The sequence below is a fragment of the Glycomyces sp. NPDC047010 genome (assembly GCF_040644205.1).
Lineage (GTDB): Bacteria > Actinomycetota > Actinomycetes > Mycobacteriales > Micromonosporaceae > Glycomyces.
This window is the reverse complement of sequence record NZ_JBEYVY010000013.1, coordinates 168,569-187,256: the sequence shown is the minus strand read 5'-3', so window position 1 is coordinate 187,256 and position 18,688 is coordinate 168,569. Positions and strand designations below refer to the sequence as shown.

Here is an 18,688-nt window from a genome sequence, read left to right as displayed (position 1 = left end):
ATTTTCACAGGGCACCAAGCAAGTGCCCCAAGGAAAAGACAGTCAAAAACAGTACCAACCAGAAACCCCCCAGCACCTAGGCCAGAAGACTCCAGTCAGCCCACACGCTGACCATCCAAACACCCTGTTGAGTTCTCAAACAACACGCACTAATCAGATTTGAAACTTCTTGGAAGTTCCTCTCCGACCGGAGCGGCTCCAGTAACTTATCAGACCGGTTTTCGGGCCGTTTTGGCCCCCCGATCGATTCATTCGGAGATTTGCCCTTTAGGTCTTCGTCCAGGTCCTTTCGGTTTTCCTGTCCGTTTCCCCCTCGGGCAAAGACAAATTTACGCGACGGATGACAGGGGTTCGCAAGGGGGGTGCGTGCTCGGCGCCACACTCTTGCGAACCCCACGTTTCCGCTGGTCAGTCCGCAATCGGGCTTAGCCGCGGCGGCTCTTGCCCCTGGATTCCTTCTCTTTGGCGACCCGTTCGAGCGTCTCGGGGCGGCGCGCCTTGCGTTCGGCGAGCCGCTCGTCGGCGCCCTTGCGGTCGCTGATCTCGAAGCGGGCGTCGGTGCCGCGGGGGCCGACGGTCGCGATGATGTTCGGGTCGGTCGGCTGCCACTCGAACTCGTGGTCGGCGATGCGGACGATCGAACCCGGGACGGCGCCCTGCTTCACGAGGGCGTCTTCGACACCGAGGTTGGCGAGCCGGTCCGCGAGGTAGCCGACCGCCTCTTCGTTCTCGAAGCTGGTCTGACCGATCCAGCGCTCGGGCTTGGCACCGGAGACGACGAACTCGACGTCCCCTTCATAGGCCGGCACGACCTTCTTGATGGAGAAGCCGGAGTCGTCGATCGCCATCGGGCGGATGACAGTGCGGGTCGCCTCGACCGGGGGCTGCGCGGAGCGGTAGTCCTGCACGAGCTTCGCGAAGGCGAAGTTCAGCTCCTTCAGGCCCTCGCGGCTGACGGCGCTGACGAGGTACACCGGCCACCCGTACTTCTCAAGGTCGCCGCGGACGTACTCGGCGAGCTCGCGGCCGTCGGCGAGGTCGGTCTTGTTGAGGACGACGATGCGCGGCCGGTCGGCGAGGCCGCCGTACTCGGCGAGCTCGTGCTCCAGGGCGTCGATGTCGGAGACCGGGTCGCGGTCGCTTTCGAGGTTGGCGGTGTCGACCACGTGGGCGAGGACCGCGCAGCGCTCGATGTGCCGCAGGAACTCCAGGCCGAGGCCCTTGCCGGCGGCGGCGCCCGGGATGAGGCCCGGGACGTCGGCGATCGTGTAGGTCGTCTCCCCCGCGGACACGACGCCGAGGTTCGGCGTGAGCGTGGTGAAGGGGTAGTCGGCGATCTTCGGCCGGGCGGCGGACATCGCGGCGATGAGGGAGGACTTCCCCGCGGAGGGGAAGCCGACCAGGCCGACGTCGGCGACGCTCTTGAGTTCGAGCACCACTTCGAGCTCGTCGCCGGGCTCGCCGAGTTCGGCGAAGCCGGGGACCTTCCTCTTGGAGCTGACGAGGGCGCGGTTGCCGCGGCCGCCGCGGCCGCCCTGGGCCACGGTCATCTCGGTGCCGTCACCGGTCAGGTCCGCGAGGATCTCGCCGCCCGAGTAGATGACGGTGCCGTTGGGGACGGACACCTTGATGGACTCGCCCGTTGCGCCGTCGCGGTTGGAGCCCTGGCCGTGCTTGCCGTTGCCGCCCTGGAGGCGGGTCTGGAAGTGGAAGTCGAGCAGCGTGTGCACGTTGGGGTCTACGACGAAGACCACATCACCTCCGTGGCCGCCGTTGCCGCCGTCGGGGCCGCCGAGCGGCTTGAACTTCTCACGGTGGACCGACACGCAGCCGTTGCCACCTTTACCGGCAATGACCTGGAGATTCACGCGGTCTACGAAACTTGTCACCGCTCAAGGGTAGCCACCCCGGGGACCCCTGGAGACGGAGGCCGAAGCACATGCTAAAGTTTCTCCTCGTGCGAGGGACACCGGCGCAAAGCGCCATGTCGACTCAATCATCAAGCGCCGCTAGCTCAACTGGCAGAGCAGCTGACTCTTAATCAGCGGGTTCGGGGTTCGAGTCCCTGGCGGCGCACCACACAAGAGGTCCTGGTCACAGGGCCTCTTTTGGTTTGTGCGGAACGGGATAGAGCAAGGGCCCGGCCGCCGGTGGATTCCCACCGGCGGCCGGGCCTCTCTCGTGTCTAGGTGTAGTCCGAGAAGAGCGAGTCGCACTGCTGGACGAAGTCGGCCATGGTGGCCAGCGCCGCGTCCGTGGTGACGCTCTCGTTGTCGTAGAGGGTCGAGGAGATCGAGACGTCGAGGCTGCCGAGGGCGACGTGCAGGGTCGAGGAGACGCTGTCGCCGTAGTCGTAGGAGTAGAGGCTGCCGGCGTCGCCGTAGTCGCTCCACTCGGAGTACGTGTAGCCGTTGGCCTCGTTGTAGTAGTCGGCGTCGCTGGTGACCCGGTCGGTGACGTCGCCCGCGTTGTCGTAGTCGCTGACGTAGATGGTGACCGAGGTGAAGTCCTCGTTGTAGAACGTGCAGGTCAGGGAGCTGACGCCGCCGCTGGAGGACGCGGAGCTGTAGGTGGAGCCCTCGTCGACGGCACCGTAGGATTCGGTGAAGGAGTCGAGGCTGAAGGCGCCGCACGCGTCGGCGTTCATCTCGACGCCGGACTGGCTCCCGCTGTCGTCGCCTCCGTCGTCCCCGCCGTTGTCGCCGCCGCCGTCGTTCCCGCCGTCGGTGGTCTCGTTGCCGCCGTCCGCGGAGTTGTCGTCCTTGTTCCCCTGGACGGCGACGAGGATCACCGTGAAGACGATGGCGAGCACGATGACGACCGTGCCGCCGATGAGCCACAGCGTGTTCTGCTGGCGGCCCGGGGGCTGCTGCTGGCCGTAGGGGCTCGGGTAGCCCGGCTGCGAGGGGTAGGTCATCTGGTCCACTCCCTGGGGGATCGTTCGTGCTTCGCCCTCACTGTAACGCCGTGGGTCCAACGGGGTTCGCCCGGCGTTTGCCGGGGGCGCGCTCGGTGCGGGCGCGGGAGCGGGCCTCTAGACTCGGAAGTGCCCGCGACGCGGCTCGCGTCAGCCCTTCCCGAACCGCGATTGGCCGATCATGCAGAACCCGTTCCACCAGCACCTGGACGAGCTCAACGAGCTCCTCGTCGACATGGCCCGCCGCGTCTCCGACGCGATCGAGCGGGCCAGCGCCGCGCTCCTGGAGGGCGACACGGAGGCCGCCGAGGCGGTCGTGGCGGAGGACCAGCACGTCAACGCGCTCCAGTTCCGCGTGGACGACCGGATCATCGAGCTCATGACGCAGTACGACGCGGTGGCGTCGGACCTCAGGTTCGTGCTGGGCGCGGTGCGGATCTCGGTGGACCTGGAGCGGATGGGCGACCTGGCGAAGCACGTGGCGAAGTCGGTGCTGCTGCGCACGCCGGCGGCGGTGGTCCCGGATTCGCTGCGGCCGGACTTCGCGGCGATGGGGGCGGCGGCGGTGCGGGTCGCGGAGAAGCTGGTGGTGGTGCTGGAGGAGCAGGACCACTTGCAGGCGACGCAGATGGGTCTGGACGACGACGAGCTGGACGCGATCCAGGAGCGGATCCACGCGCAGCTCCCGGGCCTGGGGTACGGGCCGCAGACGGCGGGGGACGTGGCGCTGCTGGCGCGGTTCTTCGAGCGGTTCGGGGACCACGCGGTGCGCATCTCGCACCAGGTGGTCTACGCCGTCACAGGGGACGTCCACCTCGACCGTTCATAACGGTCTGGTCACGAGCGGGCTGAGACCGGGTTAAAGTCCCAGGTCAGAGGCCCGCTTTTTTGGTTTCTACGACACCGTTGCGAATCGCGCTCAGTCGTTCACCTTGAGTTCAACTACACGTCAGCGGGTGAACACCGGCTCTGGGTTTGATGGCTGCGGACAGTGAATAAGCGACCCGGTCCCGTACCGGGAGACGGAGTAGAGACCAGCTGTGAACATGAAACTGAACCGCCGGACCATTTTCGGCACGATCACCGCGGGTGCCCTGGCCATGAGCATGGCGGCCTGCGGCGGCGGCAGCGACGACGATGCGGCCGGCGACGGCGAGCTCGTCTCCGGTGAGATCACCGGCTCGGGTGCTTCTTTCCCGGACGCCTTCTACGCGGCGGCGATCGAGGCTTACGCCGAGGTCAACCCGGAACTGATCGTCACCTACAACGCCGTGGGCTCCGGCACCGGCAAGTCCGAGTTCGGCGAGGGCCTGAACGACTTCGCGGGCTCCGACTCCCTGGTGAAGGACGGCGACGGACCCGCGGAGGGCTCGTTCCAGTACATCCCGACCGTGGCGGCCCCGATCACGATCTCCTACAACCTGCCCGGTGTGGACGGCCTCCAGATCGACCAGGAGACCCTGGCGAACATCTTCCAGGGCGCGATCACCACCTGGAACGACCCGGCGATCGCCGCCACCAACGAGGGCGTCGAGCTCCCCGACACCGCGATCACGATCGCGCACCGCTCGGACGGCTCGGGCACCACCTCGAACTTCACCAAGTTCCTCGACGAGGCCACCGACGCGTGGACGCTCGGCGCGGGTGACGAGATCACCTGGCCCGAGGGCTCCATCGGCGGCGAGAAGAACACCGGTGTCGCCACCGTCATCACCCAGACCGAGGGTGCGATCGGCTACGTCGACCTCGCGGACGCGACCGAGACCGGCCTGGTCACCGCGTCGATCGAGAACGCCGACGGCTCCTTCATCCAGCCGACGCTGGAGGCCACCACCGCCGCCCTCGAGGGCGCCGAGGTCGCCGAGGACCTGTCGTACAACCCGCTGAACGCGGCCGGCGCCGAGACCTACCCGATCGTCGCGCCGACGTACATCCTGCTCCACACCGAGTACGAGGACGAGAACGTCGCCGCCGGCGTCAAGGAGTTCGTGAACTACCTGCTCACGGACGGCCAGGACATCGCCGAGGACAACAGCTTCGCCCCGCTCCCCGACGCGCTGCGCCAGCAGGCCGTCGACGCCCTGAACGAGACGATTGCCTAGGACCACGGAACCGATGACCCCAACGGCCGCAGCGCCGCTGGGGTTTTCGGCCGCTCCGCTCACGAAAACGGAGAGACTCTCTTGACCACTACGGCATCCCCCGAATCGCCCCCGCAGGTGGACCTCGGCGGGGAGGCTCGCTCCCGCCGGACCGACAAGGGCTTCACCGGTCTGGTGACCTTCGCCGGCCTCACCGTGCTCATCGTGCTGGGCCTGATCCTGGTCACCACGTCGGTGCAGGCGTGGCCCGCGATCGCGCACGACCCGATCGAGTTCCTCACCGGGACCGACTGGGTCCCCGGCGACGAGATCTTCGGGACCCTCCCGTTCCTGTACGGCACCCTGGTGACCTCGGTGATCGCGATGGTCGTCGCGGTTCCGGTGTCGATCGGGATCGCGCTGTTCATCACGGAGGTCGCGCACCGGCGCTCCCGCAAGTACATCGTCACGATCGTCGACCTGCTCGCCACCGTCCCGTCGGTGGTCTTCGGCCTGGTCGGCAGCATCGTCCTGATCCCGTGGGTCACCCCGATCTACCAGTGGTGGGCCGGGCTGATGGCCCCGATCCCGGGCCTGAACGCGATCTTCGACGAGACGAACACCGGCCGCAACTACTTCACGGCCGGCCTGATCCTCGCGGTCATGTGCATCCCGATCATCACCTCGATCTCGCGGGAGGTGTTCGCGACCGTGCCCGAGATCGACAAGCAGGGCGCGTACGCGCTGGGCGCGACCCGCTGGGAGATGATCAAGGGCGCGATCCTCCCCCACTCGTTCGGCGGCCTCGTGGGCGCCTCGATGCTCGGCCTGGGCCGGGCGATGGGCGAGACGATCGCGGTGGCCCTGGTCATCGGCGGTTCGCTGACCATCGGCACCAACCTGTTCGAGCCCGGCAACACCATGGCCGCGGTCATCGCCCAGCAGTTCGGCGAGTCGAGCGGCATGCACACCGAGGCCCTCATCGGGATCGGCGTCGTGCTGTTCGCGATCACGGTCCTGATCAACTTCCTCGCCCGCACCGTGGTCCGGCGCGCGGAGATCAAGATGAAGGGTGCCCACTCATGACGACCCTGCAAGGGCAGACCCCGCCCGACCTGTCGGGCCGCAACCTGTCGTTCCGGCGGGCCTTCGCGAACCGGGCCGCCACCACCCTCATCGCGCTGTGCGTGCTCGTCGCGGCCCTGCCGCTGGCGCTCGTGGCGTGGGAGGTCGTCTCGAAGGGCGCGTCGGCGTGGAGCCTGGCGTGGTTCATCGACGAGATCCCGCGCAACTACCGCACCGAGGGCCCGGGCATGGGCCCGGCGATCCTGGGCACGCTCACGATCACCGGGATGGCCGCGCTGCTGTCGATCCCGATCGGCGTGCTCGGCGCGGTCTACCTGAACGAGTACGGCAAGAACAAGCCGCTGGCGCGGTTCATCCGCACCATGGCCGACGTCATGACCGGCGTCCCGTCGATCATGATGGGCCTGTTCATCTACGTCGGGTACGTGATCGTCATCGGCGACAAGACCGGCTTCGGCGGGGCCCTGGCCCTGGCGTGCCTGATGCTGCCGATCGTGATCCGCTCGACCGAGGAGATGCTGCGGCTCGTCCCCGACGAGCTGCGGCAGGCGTCGTCGGGCCTGGGCGCGCGCAAGTGGCGCACGACGCTCGGCGTGGTGCTCCCGGCGGCCTCGTCGGGCATCACCTCGGGCTCGCTCCTGGCCGTCGCCCGCGCCGCGGGCGAGACCGCGCCGATCATCGTCACGGTGGGCCTGACGTACATCTACAAGCCCGACCTGTTCGACGGCCAGAACACCACGCTCGCGGCGCAGATCTTCCGCAACGCGAGCCAGCCGTTCGCCGCCTCGCAGGAGCGCGCCTGGGGCGCGGCCCTGACCCTGATCGCCATCGTCTTCGTGTTCACCATCCTGTCCCGGATCATCGCGGCGCGCTTCGCCATCGACAAGCGCTAGCGCACCGCGAACCTGGTCTCGCAAAGACGGAGGGCCCCGCCGGGAGGCGGGGCCCTTCATTCGTGTCCGGGGGTCTAGCCGAAGCGGCCGGTCACGTAGTTCTCGGTGCGCTCGTCCGAGGGGGTGGTGAAGATCCGCTGGGTGTCGTCGAACTCGACGAGGACGCCGGTGCGGGTGTCGCTGAGCTCGTTGACCTCGGTGGAGAAGAACGCGGTCTTGTCGGAGACGCGGGCGGCCTGCTGCATGTTGTGCGTGACGATGACGATCGTGAACTGCTTGGCCAGGTCGACCATGAGCTCCTCGATGCGGGCCGTCGCGATCGGGTCGAGCGCCGAGCAGGGCTCGTCCATGAGGACGACCTCGGGCGCAAGCGCGATCGTGCGGGCGATGCACAGGCGCTGCTGCTGCCCGCCGGAGAGGGCCAGGGCGCTCTGCTTGAGCTTGTCCTTGACCTCGTCCCAGAGGGCGGCCTTCTTCAGGGAGTCCTCGACGATGTCGGCGAGCTCGGAGCGCTTGACGCCGTGGATGCGGGGGCCGTACGCGACGTTGTCGAAGATGGACTTCGGGAACGGGTTGGCCTTCTGGAATACCATGCCGATGCGGCGGCGCACCTCGACGGCGTCGACGCCCTGGTCGTAGATGTTCTTGCCGCGGTAGGCGACGGTGCCGGCGACGCGGGCGCCGGGGACGAGGTCGTTCATGCGGTTGAGCGAGCGCAGCAGCGTGGACTTGCCGCAGCCGGACGGGCCGATGAGCGCGGTGATCTCGTTCTTGGCGACGGTGAAGTTGACGTCCTTGACGGCGTGGAACGAGCCGTAGAAGACGTCGACGTTCGCGATGTCGAAGACGGTGGCGGTGTCGGCGCCGCCGCCGGGGGCCCGCTGGGTCGCCGGCTGGGGGGCCGCGGTGAGGCGCCGCGGGTCGACGGTGGGGCGGGCCGCGGGCAGTGCCGGGTCGCTCATGATCGCTCCTTCTGCATTGGACGCAGGTCGGGATGTCAAGCAGGGCTGCGCCGAGGATAGGCCGGTGGAGTAGCGGCGGATTCACTCTCCGGTGAACCGGGGGTGAACGCGAGGGCCCGGGTCGGTCTCGCCTCCGTTCCCCTTGGAATCGGCGGAAACTGGACGGCGGCGGGTGGCGGCGGCGATACTTGGCGCCATGTTCAGATTCTTGGTGCGGCTGGTGCTCACGGCGCTGGCCCTGTGGCTGGCGACGGCGATCGTCGGCGGTATCACCCTGTACGGCGACTCCACGGGCGCGAAGTTCGTCTCGCTCCTGTTGGTGGCGTTGATCTTCACGCTGGTGAACTCACTCGTGAAGCCGCTCGTGATGATGGTCGGGTGCGCGCTGTACGTGCTGACGCTGGGCCTGTTCGGCCTGGTCGTCAACGCGCTCATGTTCTGGCTCACCGGCTGGGTCTCGGAGAAGCTCTCGCTCGGGTTCACCGTGGACGGCTTCTGGCCGGCGTTCTGGGGCGCGATCATCGTGTGGATCGCGATGTGGGTCATGGACCTGCTGACCCCGCGGCGACAGGAAGTCGAGTAGCAGGACGACACGAGGGAAGGGGGCGGCCGGTCGGCCGCCCCCTTCCTTCGTTGCTCGGTCCCTAGAAGGGCAGTCCGGTGGACGGCCCGGTCGCGACGTCGCGGATGTTGTCGTCGCGCTTGGACGCCTTGGTGTTCGCACCCGCGTTGAACGGGATCGGGCCCTGCGGTCCGGGTGCCTTGCCGAGGCGGCGGCGCATGATGTTCAAGTTGTGCAGTCCGGCGAGCGCATAGGTTCGGATGCGCTCGAACTGCTTTCGCTTCTTCGCGGTCTTCAGCTTCTGTACGGCGCCGTAGTGGAGCTTGCGGGCGCGGTCCAGTGCCGCTGCGGCCTCGGTGTCGCCGACGGAGGCCGGAGCGATCTGGAGCTGCTTCCCCAGGAGCTCGGTCCAGGCTTCCGCGTCGGTCTTGGCCCGGGCTTTTCGGCGGCGCCTGCCTTCGATGAAGGAGCGCAGTCCGAGGACCGCGGCGAAGATGAGGACGATCGCGACGATTGCGGCGAACGCGATGGTAGAGGTTTCAATGGCGTCTTTCATCGTCACCCCCCGTGACCAGTGTTGTCGATGTCGGTCTGAATATTATTCCATTCGGGCCCTGCAATTGTGAAAGTCCCCCTGGTTCGGCGATTCCGTGAATTCTCGGGAAAAAGCCGCGGAACCGTGATCTGATCGGGGGTTGCCCAGGAGGGGGTCCGGCCAACCCGCGAGCCCGCGTCCGCAGTACGCATGCAGGCATGCGCATGTCGCGATGAGTACTCGAACGTGCCGTCCGTCCGACCCGTTGGAGTGAAAGCCGCTCGCGACTTCCGCGAGCACGATTCGCGGAAAACCCCGAGGCCGCATGCGGCGCAGCACTTTAGGGAACGCCGACACGCCACTGTCCAAAACCTGATAGTGACGGATAGTCGACGTTTCGCTTGCCATGCGGCGGCTATGGTAAGAGCCGTCCTGGGGACTCGAAAGGCTCCTTGGAAGGAGGAGATCCATGTTGACCCACACATGGAGGAAGAGCAGCAGGTCAGGCCCGAACGGCGCCTGCGTTGAGGCCAGGCTCGGCGATGAGGGCGTGGAGATCAGGGACACCAAGCTGACGGTGAGCCCGGTCCTGCGCGCTGGTCGGGCCGATTGGGCCTCGCTGCTGCGGACATCCGGCAGGTAGGGACGGAGCGAGGGGGCGACCGCCTATCGCGGTGGCCGCCCCCTCGCATCGGCCGTCAGAGCGACTTCAGGTGGTGGGCCTGGCGCTCGATGAACTCCAGGCTGCGGCCGGGGTCGAGCGCGGCCGAGCGGAGGAAGCCGAAGATCTCGTGGAACGGCTCCACGTCCTCGCCCTCCTCGTAGACGTCGCCGTTGTGGCCCTCGATGTAGACCACGTCGGGGTGGCGGTAGCCGGGGTCGACCTCGCCGTCGAGCTCCCCGAAGCCGAGGATCGTGAACGAGGACAGCATCCCCGGGTAGGCCCCGCCCTCGAAGGGCAGCACCTGGAGGTGCACGTTCGGGAGCGAGCCGAGCTCCAGGAGGTTCTGGAGCTGGTCGATCATGACCTTGGGGCCGCCCAGGACGCGGCGGATCGCCGCCTCGTCGATGACGTTCCAGATCTTCAGGTCCCCGCGCAGCCGCTGCTGGCGCTCCATGCGCAGGTCGATCCGCTGGTCCATGTACCGCAGGGAGCGTTCAGGGACCATGCTGAACGTGTGCCGGGCGTACTCGCGGGTCTGGAGGAGGCCGTTGATGATGAGGCCGTCGTAGACGTTCAGGCTGGAGGCGTCCTGTTCGAGGCCCACATAGGTCGCGTACGGCGGGGAGATGGTGTCGGAGTAGCGGGCCCACCAGCCGCGCTTGCGGCCGTCGCGGGCCAGGCGCACCAGCTCGTCGACGAGCTCGGCGTCCTCGACGCCGTAGACCTCGACGAGGGCCTGGACGTCGCGGGGCTTGATCCCGACGCGGCCGAGCTCCATCCGGTAGATCGTGGAGCTGGTGACCTCCAGGGCCGCCGCGGCGGCGTCGGCGCCCTTCCCGGACTTCTCGCGCAGGTCCCGCAGGATCCTCCCGGCCCGGCGGCGACGGACGGTGGGGCTGCCGCTCGAAGGCATCGCCTTGCCTCCCAACTTCTTCGGCAGATCGCTGTCAGCGTTGTCGTTCGATGTTCCCATTTGACACCCTGATCTCTCCGGATTCGGTGAGGACGCACCGGTTGGGGAGGACTTCTGGCCGCTCGTCCGGTCGCGCCTGTCGGGAGGAGGAATCGCCACCCGATCCGGTTATACCTCTTGCATCCAAAATCTGCATGTGCAATTCTACTGTACGGAGGGGCTACCCGCCTCCCCCGACTGTACCGATTCGACACCGCACCTCGGCGACGACCAGGGCACACTGCGGTTCCTGGGCCCGATCACGCAGGGCCACAAGGGATCCAGTCCGTTACGAAGACCTGAAAGGCAGCCTGCGTTGCGCAGTCCGTACACACTCGACAATCCGCCGCCGGACGAGCCGCCCAGCGAAGTGCTGGTGCCGAGCCTCTGGCGCGTCCAGGCGCGCTGGTGGAAGCGCCACACGCCCGCCCTCGACCAGCAGGGCGCGAAGCACCCCGTGTGCGCGCACTGCGGCCAGTCCTGGCCGTGCCACTCGTGGGCGTGCTGGGACGGCCAGCTCGGCCAGGCCGTGCACCAGTCCGACGCCCCCGCGCAGGCCCCGGCCGCTGACGACGGGGCCGGCGTGAGCGCCCCGTCCCGGCCCCTCGCGCTCACCGGACTCACCGAGCACTGACCGGCGGCGCCGCACGGCAGCGGCGCCGCGGCGGCCCTCCCCCGGAAACGCGACGGTTCCGAAGATCGCCCGATCCAGCGCGTAGCCTCAGCGGCCTCCGGTCGTTAGACCCGGGAGAGATATCCGACTCAAGGTGGAGCACTTGGCAGGGCTTCGCCGAGAAGGGGAAACCCGCCCGATGCTGAGCACGCGCAACCTCAAGGCCGGCGATGTCCTGGACGGGCGCTACCGGCTCGAACGCCGCGTCGGCGGCGGCGGCATGGGCGACGTCTGGGAAGGCACCGACACGATCCTGTGGCGCACCGTCGCCGTGAAGGTGCTCCTCGCCGACCTGGTCGACGACCGCGGCTTCCGCGAGCGGTTCCGCCGCGAGGCCCGCGCCATCGCCGTCATGCAGGGACCGGGCGTCGTCGAGGTCTACGACTACGGCGAGATCGAGGACGAGGACGCCCAGCTCGCCTACCTCATCATGGAGTTCGTCGACGGGAAGCCGCTCTCGCGGCTCCTCGGCCTCTGGGGCAAGCTCGGCACCGCCGAGACCCTCCAGGTCGTCGGCGGCGTCGCCGAGGCGCTCCAGGTCGCGCACGCCGCCGGGATCGTCCACCGCGACATCAAGCCCGGCAACATCCTCGTCCGCGGCGACGGCTCGGTCGTCCTGGTGGACTTCGGGATCGCCCGCGCGAACCACAACCTCACGCTCACCACTACCGGGGTGGTGCTCGGCACCGTCACGTACATGTCCCCCGAGCAGGCCGCCGGGGAGAACCTCACGCCCGCATCGGACCTGTACTCGCTGGGCGTCGTCGCCCACCAGTGCCTCGCCGGGGCCCCGCCGTTCCGCGCCGACACCCCGCTCGGGGTGCTCTCGGCGCACCTGCGCAACGCCCCGCCGCCGCTGCCCGCCGAGGTGCCGTACGAGGTCACCGAGATCGTGCGGCGCTCGCTCCAGAAGGACCCGTCCACGCGCTGGCCCGACGCGGCCGCGCTCGCGACGGCGTGCCGGGAGGTGCGGACCGCGCTCCTGACGCAGCGGCGCAACGCGCCCGCGCGGACCCGGGTCATGGACCAGCGGGACGTGAACGAGCCGTCCCCCGCGCATTCGCCTGCGCCGCAGGTGCAGTCACCGCAGGTCCAATCGCCGCAGGTGCAGTCGCCGCCGACCGGGCCGGGCACGGGCGCGCACCGGCGCCCCGCGGGGACCGGGCAGCACGCCGTGTACCGCACCGACGGCCACTCGCTGCCGCCGGTCACCGGCTCGCACCGCGTCACCACGCCGCCGACCGGGCTCGTCCCGCCTCCGCAGGAGCAGCCCAAGGAGCGGCCGCGACGCCGCGGCCTGTGGATCTCGCTCGCCGGGACCCTCGCGGGGATCGCCGCGGTGAGCGCGCTCGCCACGACCCTGCCGTGGGGCGACGACGACGGGGGCGACGGCCCGCTGGTGAACCGGTCCGGGACCTCGGACAGCGACGTGCAGGGCCAGAACGGCGACGACGGCTACTGGGTGGACGACGAGGGCGACGAGGAGGGCGCGACCACGCCCGACCCGAGCGACTCCGCTTCCGCCACAGGCGACACCGACCCGTCCGCGCCCGTCTCGCCGGGTCCGTCGCTGAACCCGTCCGGGTCGGCGAGCCCCACCGAGAGCAGCTCCTCCCCCGCGCCGCCCGCGAAGGCCACCGTGCCCGGCGTGGTCGGCCAGTCCGAGGCCGACGCGCGCTCGCGCATCGAGGAGTCGGGGCTGACCCCGGCGGTCGAGTACGAGGGCGAGGGCGACGCGAAGTGCAGCGTCGTGCGCCAGTCCCCCGGCGGCGGCAGCGAGGCCGACCAGGGCGCGACCGTGCAGATCACGGTGCGCCGGGCCGCCGACGCCGAGGCGTGCAAGAGCGAGTCCGAGGAGACCCCCGGGCCCGGGGGCGAAGGGCAGTAAGCGAAGACGGGGAAGCGCCCGGAGCCGATCGGCTCCGGGCGCTTCCCCTTGTGCTGCTTACTCCCCCGCGGCGGCGCGGGCGGCTTCGAGCTGGTCGAGCGCGGCGAGGAGCGCGTCGAGGGCGCGGCCCTCCTCCTCGTTCGTGCCCGATGCCTGGGCCTCCTCGTACGCCTGCTGCGCGGTGAGGACGCTCTCGATCGCGGCCTCCACTTCAGGCGGTTCGGTGGTCCCGGGCGCCTCGGTCGTCGGGGCCTCGGTGGTCGGCGTCTCCGAGGGCGTCTCGGACGGGGACTCGCCGCCGTCCTCGCCCTCCGTCTGCTCGGCCTCGCTCGGAGCCCCGGAGACGTACTTCTCGACCACCATCGCCACGGCCTCCTCGAACGTCGGCGCGAAGCCGACGTAGCCGCCGTAGCTGATCGCGACGTTCGTCAGCCGGGGCAGGTCCTCGCCCTGGCCGCCGGCCTGTCTGCGCAGGTACATCGGTTCGAGGTAGAGGATGCCGTCGCCGACGGGCAGCGCGAGCAGGTTGCCCCACTCCACCGTGGTGCCCGCCTGGGTGGCGTCGCGGAGCGTCGTCACCACTTCCGGTGTGGAGGTGATGATCTGGTGTATCTGTCTGACGGACTGGTCGTCGCCGCCGACGACGTCGTAGACCGTGAGCCTCGGATCGCCGTTCTCGTCGTAGTAGCCCGACATGAGCGACGCGAGCGCGTTCTCCCGGTTCCTCGGGGTGAAGGTGCTGGTCAGCTGGAAGTACGGCTGCTCCTGCTCCGGGTAGGTCGCGTACACGTAGTAGGCGGGCTGGGTGACCGACTGGGCCTGGGACGGGTCGTTCGTGGTCGCCCACGCCTCGCCGCCCTCGATGAAGGTCCGGGACTCGTCCACGTGGTACCGCTGGAGGAGGCTCCGCTGGATCTTGAACATGTCCTGCGGGTACCGGAAGTGGTCCACGAGGGCCTCGGGGGTCTCCTCCTTCGGGATGATCAGGTCGCCGCCGTAGATCGCGTTCCACGCCTGGAGGATCGGGTCCTCCTCGTCGAACTCGTACAGCTTCACCGAGCCGTCGTAGGCGTTCACGACGGCCTTCACCGAGGAGCGGATGTAGTTGATCTCCTCGGACGCCTGGTTGGCGACGCCCTGGCCCGAGTAGGTGTCGTTCGTCGCGTCGGCGAGGTTGACCCGGTCGGAGTACGGGAACTCGTTGGTGGTCGTGTAGCCGTCGACGATCCACACGATCTCGCCGTCCACGACCGCCGGGTACGGGTCGGCCTCGACGGTCAGGAACGGGGCGACCATCTGGACGCGCTCGCGCACGTTGCGGTTGTAGAGCAGCTGCGACTCGTCGTTGATCTGGTCGGAGAGCAGGAAGCGCGGCTCCTGGAACTCCCACGCGTACAGCAGTCGACGCGCGACCGAGCCGACCTCGACGCCGCCCTCGCCCTCGTAGGTGGTGTAGCGGTCGTCGCCGATCTCCTCGGCCGGGTCCTCGTCGGAGTCCTCGTCGCTGACGGCGACGTCCGTGGGCCGGTCGTACTCGCGGGGCGTGTCGCCCTCGGGGACGCCGACGATCGCGTACTCGTTGTTGAGGAGGCCGTAGTAGATCTGCGGCTTCTCGACGTCGATGATGTCGTTGCCGATCTGGCAGTTGCCCGGGTCGTCGGAGAGCACGCCCGAGGTGAAGCAGGGGGCGCCGTTGTCGCTCTCGGTGGTCGACGCGGACACGAAGCCCCAGCCGTGCGTGTACACGGTGTGGGCGACGGTCCAGTCCTGCTGCTCGTCGGTCAGCTGGCCCGGGTTCAGTTCGCGGAGGCCGACGACGAAGTCCTGCGTGACCTCGGTGCCGTCCTCCTCGGTGTAGGTGTAGCGGTCGATGTCGAGCTTCTCGTTGAAGTCGTAGAAGCTGCGCGGCTGCTGCGCCTGGGTGAACGCGTCGGAGACGACGAACGGGTCGATGAGCCGCACGAACGGGACCGTGGACTGGTCCTCGGACATCGCGGTGGCGTTCGGCTGCGAGGCGACGCCGTACGTGATGGTGTCGAGGTCCTCCATGCCGTACGCGAACCTGGTGCCGTCCATCGTGTGCTGGGCGTACTCGCCCTCGCGCTGGGGGCGGTTCGGCTCGACCTGGAAGTTGCGGACCACGGCCGGGTAGATGCCGCCCGCGGCGATCGCGGTGACGACGACGAGGCCGAGGGCCGCGGCGGGCAGCGCGAGCGAGCGGGTGAAGCCCCACGAGAAGATCAGGATGACGATCGCGGCGATCACGGAGACCCAGATGAGCGCGTTCTTGGCGTTCATGAGGGCGGTCATCTCGGTGTACCCGCCGCCGACGATGTCGGTGACCGGGTTCTCCTGGGTGGTGAAGTCGAAGCGGTCGAAGTAGTACGCGACGGCCTTGAGCCCCAGGAAGAGCGCGACGAGGACCGACAGGTGGATCCGCGCGACGTTGGTCATGCGGTCGCCCTGGCCGGAGAAGCGCAGCGCGCCGTAGAGATAGTAGGCGCTCAGGGAGGCGAGGATGCCGACGACGACCGCGGCGAAGCCGAAGCCGATGAGGAACTGCCAGAACGGGAGCCGGAACACGTAGAAGCCGGCGTTCATGTCCAGGACCGGGTCGGTCCACGCGAACTGCCCGCCCTCGCGGAACAGCAGCCAGGTCTCCCAGCGGCTCTGCGCGGACATGCCCGCGAAGACGCCGACGACGATCGCGACGCCGCCGATCCACCAGCCCGCCTTCGGGGAGATGAGCTCGCGGTACCGCTCCAGGCCCTCCTGCTCGCTCGTCGCGGGCCACGTGTCGGGCCGGAAGCGGTAGGCGAGGTAGAGGTTGAGGCCGCACCAGGCGGCCATCGCGAGTGTGAAGGCGCCGAACATCGCCAGGCGCGTCCACATCATCGTCGAGAACACCGTGGTGTACCCGACCGAGTCGTACCAGAGGTAGTCGGTGCGGAGGCTGACGAGCCATCCGAGGACCGAGAGCAGGACAATCGCGCCCACGAGGAGTATCAGGACGTAGCGTCCTCGTCGGCTCATCCGTGGTGGGGTGGGCGTCCGGTTCGCCACTGATGCAACTCCTTAGGGTCTGGCGGCACGGGTGGGGTCAGCAGGTCGTGACTTCCCCGCCGGCCGCTAGGGCTTCGAGCGCCGAGACCGCGTCTTCGAGCGTCTCGACTCTGACAATAGTCATGTCCTCGGGGGCTCCGGTGACGGCGTCCGAACAGTTCGAAGCCGGGGCGAGGAAGACCTCGGCCCCCGCGGCGGAGGCTCCGGCGATCTTCTGCTGGATGCCGCCGATGCCGCCGACGTTCCCTTCTGGATCGATCTCGCCGGTCCCGGCGACGACCATGCCGTCGGTGAGGTCGCCCTCGGTGACCCGGTCGACGATGCCGAGCGCGAAGATCAGGCCCGCGGAGGGGCCGCCGATGTCGAGGGCCTCGGTGTCGATCTCGATGCCGTACGGGTCGTCGTGGACGGACTGGAGGTCGGCCTCGCCGAGGACCACGCCGGGCACGTCGAGCGCGGCGCCGCCGCGCGTCACCGTCACCGTGGTTTCGCTGTCGGCGTAATCGGCCAGGGCCGTCAGGGAGGTGACGGCGGTGCCGTCGACCGCGGTGACGACGTCCCCTTCGAGGAGGCCCGCGGAGTCGGCCACGACGGAGATGACGGCGGGCTCGCCGAGGTGCGCGAGGGCCGCCTGCTCGGCGTTGGACTGGGACTCGACCCAGTCGGCCTCCTGCTCCTCGGCGATCTCCTCCTCGGACTCGCCGGGCGGGTAGATCAGGTCGCGCGGGATGATCGCGTACTGGTTCTCATTGGACACCCAGTAGCGCAGCGCCTGCGCGAGCGTCACGGACTGCTTCACGCGCACGGTGGTGAGGCGCAGCTGCCCCTCCGAGGGGTACTCGGTCGACGCGGTGATGATGGGGTGGTCGACGCCTTCGATCTCCTCGGAGCCGAGGACGTCCTCGGTGGGGCCGGGGCTGAACACCACGTAGGCGACGTCCATCGAGAGCGCCTGCCATGTCAGCAGCGCCACGAGTACGGCGCCCAACAGGACGGTGATTCCACGCCTTCGCATGCGGGGAAGCCTACATGCGCAAGCTCACGCGCGCTTTCGGCCCGCAGCGAACGGGGGCCCTCCAGATCGGCCAGCCGTGGCCCGGCCCCCCTCCTCTGACGTACGGTTGGCGCATGGGCTCCGATATTCCATTCGGCTTCGGCAACTTGGGCGGCGACCTGCCCGACCCGAACGATCCGCGTGTGCAGCAGATGATGCAGCAGCTGCAACAGATGATGGCGCAGTCGCTTACCTCAGGTCCGGTCAACTGGCAGCTCGCGCGCCAGCTCGCCGAGTCCGAGCTGGAGGCCGAGAACACCGTCGGCCCCGCCGACCAGGCGCACGTCGCCGAGGCCGTGCGCCTCGCCGACCTCTGGCTCGACTCGGTCGTCAACTGGCCCTCCGGGGTCACGGCCACCGACGCGTGGACCCGCAAGCAGTGGATCGCGCGCACCGAGGACTCCTGGAAGCAGCTCGCCGAACCCCTCGCGGCCCAGATGGGCGAGGCGATGCAGACCCTCGTCCCCGAGGAGATGGCCGGGATGCTCGGCCCGATGGCCGACCTCATGAAGGGGGTCGGCTCCGCGCTGTTCGGCGCGCAGATGGGCCAGGCCCTCGCGAAGCTCGCCGGGGAGGTGCTGTCCTCCACGGAGGTCGGCCTGCCCCTGGGGAAGACCGGTGTCGCGACGCTCCTGCCCGGCAACATCACCGCCTACGCCGAGGGCCTGGAGCTCCCGGTGGAGGAGGTGCGCCTGTTCGTGGCGCTGCGCGAGGCGGCCGCCCACCGCCTGTTCACGCACGCGTCGTGGCTGCGCGCCCACCTGCTCGGCGCCCTGGAGGCGTACGCGCGGGAGATCCGCATCGACGAGGCCGCCATCGAGGAGGCCATGTCGGAGATGGACCTGACCGACCAGGAGGCGGCGGCGACGCTCGACCTCAGCGAGGTGTTCAAGCCCGAGGACACCGAGCAGCAGAAGGCCGCGCTGGCGCGGCTGGCGACGACCCTGGCGCTCATCGCCGGATGGATCAACACGGTCGTGGCCGAGGCGGTCGGCGAGCGGCTGCCGACCATGGACCGGCTCATGGAGTCGACGCGGCGGCGCCGCGCCTCCGGCGGGCCGGTCGAGCAGACGTTCGAGGCGCTCGTCGGGCTCCAGCTCGACCAGGCGAAGGTGCGGGCGGCGGAGCGGCTGTGGCAGTCGCTGGCCGAGGCCCGCGGGACCGAGGGGCGCGAGGCGGTGTGGGCGCACCCGGACCTGATGCCGAGCGCCGCCGACCTGGAGCGGCCCGAGTCGTTCGCGGCGGTCTCCGAGGCCCTGGAGGACCTGGACCCGTCGATGTTCGACCAGCTCGCGGTGAACGACCCGAAGGACGACGACGGGGACGGGCCCGAAGAGAAGTAAGGCGCGGAGCAGCGC

The 18,688-nt window shown here is 69.0% G+C and carries 16 protein-coding genes and 1 tRNA gene; 10 read left to right on the top strand and 7 right to left on the bottom strand.

All coding sequences use genetic code 11. The annotated features are described in order from the left end of the window. Positions 1 to 425: 425 nt before the first annotated feature. Positions 426 to 1,889 carry a GTPase ObgE gene (gene obgE / locus AB0A65_RS23985; protein WP_359954590.1) on the bottom strand — a complete coding sequence of 488 codons (1,464 nt, stop codon included), beginning with the start codon at positions 1,887 to 1,889 and terminating at the stop codon, positions 426 to 428. Positions 1,890 to 2,003: 114 nt separating this feature from the next. Here obgE and AB0A65_RS23980 point away from each other — a divergent pair. Continuing rightward, positions 2,004 to 2,079, top strand: a tRNA-Lys gene (locus AB0A65_RS23980). Positions 2,080 to 2,185: 106 nt separating this feature from the next. On the opposite strand, the gene AB0A65_RS23975 is transcribed toward AB0A65_RS23980, so the two are convergent. Continuing rightward, positions 2,186 to 2,917, bottom strand: coding sequence for a hypothetical protein (locus AB0A65_RS23975; protein WP_359954588.1), 732 nt, complete (start codon positions 2,915 to 2,917; stop codon positions 2,186 to 2,188). A 181-nt stretch (positions 2,918 to 3,098) separates the two neighbouring features. Here AB0A65_RS23975 and phoU point away from each other — a divergent pair, with 181 nt between their 5' ends. From phoU to pstA, 4 genes are all read left to right on the top strand, one after another. Further along, on the top strand, positions 3,099 to 3,746 hold the full coding sequence (gene phoU, locus AB0A65_RS23970) for a phosphate signaling complex protein PhoU (protein ID WP_359954586.1): 648 nt from the start codon (positions 3,099 to 3,101) through the stop codon (positions 3,744 to 3,746). 217 nt (positions 3,747 to 3,963) lie between these two features. After that, positions 3,964 to 5,019: a phosphate ABC transporter substrate-binding protein PstS gene (pstS, locus tag AB0A65_RS23965; protein ID WP_359954584.1), complete on the top strand. Its 1,056-nt coding sequence runs from the start codon at positions 3,964 to 3,966 to the stop codon at positions 5,017 to 5,019. An 81-nt stretch (positions 5,020 to 5,100) separates the two neighbouring features. Beyond that, a complete protein-coding gene (gene pstC / locus AB0A65_RS23960) occupies positions 5,101 to 6,084 on the top strand; it encodes a phosphate ABC transporter permease subunit PstC (protein WP_359954583.1) in 984 nt (327 codons plus the stop codon). Beyond that, entirely contained in the window at positions 6,081 to 6,977 is an 897-nt protein-coding gene (gene pstA / locus AB0A65_RS23955; protein WP_359954581.1) for a phosphate ABC transporter permease PstA, read from the top strand. The genes pstC and pstA overlap by 4 nt, the downstream gene beginning before the upstream one ends. A gap of 74 nt (positions 6,978 to 7,051) precedes the next feature. On the opposite strand, the gene pstB is transcribed toward pstA, so the two are convergent. Continuing rightward, entirely contained in the window at positions 7,052 to 7,939 is an 888-nt protein-coding gene (gene pstB / locus AB0A65_RS23950; protein WP_359954579.1) for a phosphate ABC transporter ATP-binding protein PstB, read from the bottom strand. A 196-nt stretch (positions 7,940 to 8,135) separates the two neighbouring features. On the opposite strand from pstB, the gene AB0A65_RS23945 reads away from it, so the two are divergent. Beyond that, the gene (locus AB0A65_RS23945) at positions 8,136 to 8,522 is read left to right on the top strand and encodes a phage holin family protein (protein WP_359954577.1); all 387 of its coding nucleotides are present in this window, start codon (positions 8,136 to 8,138) and stop codon (positions 8,520 to 8,522) included. Positions 8,523 to 8,583: 61 nt separating this feature from the next. Here the strand turns inward: AB0A65_RS23945 and AB0A65_RS23940 are convergent, their stop codons facing one another. Further along, positions 8,584 to 9,057 (bottom strand): hypothetical protein, encoded by a 474-nt coding sequence (locus AB0A65_RS23940; protein ID WP_359954575.1) that lies wholly within the window; start codon positions 9,055 to 9,057, stop codon positions 8,584 to 8,586. Between the two features lie 448 nt (positions 9,058 to 9,505). On the opposite strand from AB0A65_RS23940, the gene AB0A65_RS23935 reads away from it, so the two are divergent. Continuing rightward, positions 9,506 to 9,679 (top strand): DUF397 domain-containing protein, encoded by a 174-nt coding sequence (locus tag AB0A65_RS23935; protein ID WP_359954573.1) that lies wholly within the window; start codon positions 9,506 to 9,508, stop codon positions 9,677 to 9,679. A 55-nt stretch (positions 9,680 to 9,734) separates the two neighbouring features. Here the strand turns inward: AB0A65_RS23935 and AB0A65_RS23930 are convergent, their stop codons facing one another. Next, positions 9,735 to 10,613: a helix-turn-helix transcriptional regulator gene (locus AB0A65_RS23930; protein ID WP_359954571.1), complete on the bottom strand. Its 879-nt coding sequence runs from the start codon at positions 10,611 to 10,613 to the stop codon at positions 9,735 to 9,737. 355 nt (positions 10,614 to 10,968) lie between these two features. On the opposite strand from AB0A65_RS23930, the gene AB0A65_RS23925 reads away from it, so the two are divergent. Both AB0A65_RS23925 and AB0A65_RS23920 read left to right on the top strand, forming a co-directional pair. Next, positions 10,969 to 11,286 carry a hypothetical protein gene (locus tag AB0A65_RS23925; protein WP_359954569.1) on the top strand — a complete coding sequence of 106 codons (318 nt, stop codon included), beginning with the start codon at positions 10,969 to 10,971 and terminating at the stop codon, positions 11,284 to 11,286. A 178-nt stretch (positions 11,287 to 11,464) separates the two neighbouring features. Next, positions 11,465 to 13,213 (top strand): protein kinase, encoded by a 1,749-nt coding sequence (locus tag AB0A65_RS23920; RefSeq protein ID WP_359954568.1) that lies wholly within the window; start codon positions 11,465 to 11,467, stop codon positions 13,211 to 13,213. A 57-nt stretch (positions 13,214 to 13,270) separates the two neighbouring features. On the opposite strand, the gene AB0A65_RS23915 is transcribed toward AB0A65_RS23920, so the two are convergent. Beyond that, on the bottom strand, positions 13,271 to 16,246 hold the full coding sequence (locus AB0A65_RS23915) for a UPF0182 family protein (protein ID WP_359954566.1): 2,976 nt from the start codon (positions 16,244 to 16,246) through the stop codon (positions 13,271 to 13,273). A gap of 67 nt (positions 16,247 to 16,313) precedes the next feature. Further along, positions 16,314 to 17,291 (bottom strand): S16 family serine protease, encoded by a 978-nt coding sequence (locus AB0A65_RS23910; protein WP_359954564.1) that lies wholly within the window; start codon positions 17,289 to 17,291, stop codon positions 16,314 to 16,316. A 113-nt stretch (positions 17,292 to 17,404) separates the two neighbouring features. Here AB0A65_RS23910 and AB0A65_RS23905 point away from each other — a divergent pair, with 113 nt between their 5' ends. Continuing rightward, complete coding sequence (locus tag AB0A65_RS23905; protein WP_359954562.1) at positions 17,405 to 18,673, top strand: zinc-dependent metalloprotease; 1,269 nt, start codon at positions 17,405 to 17,407, stop codon at positions 18,671 to 18,673. The last annotated feature ends 15 nt before the right edge of the window (positions 18,674 to 18,688 follow it).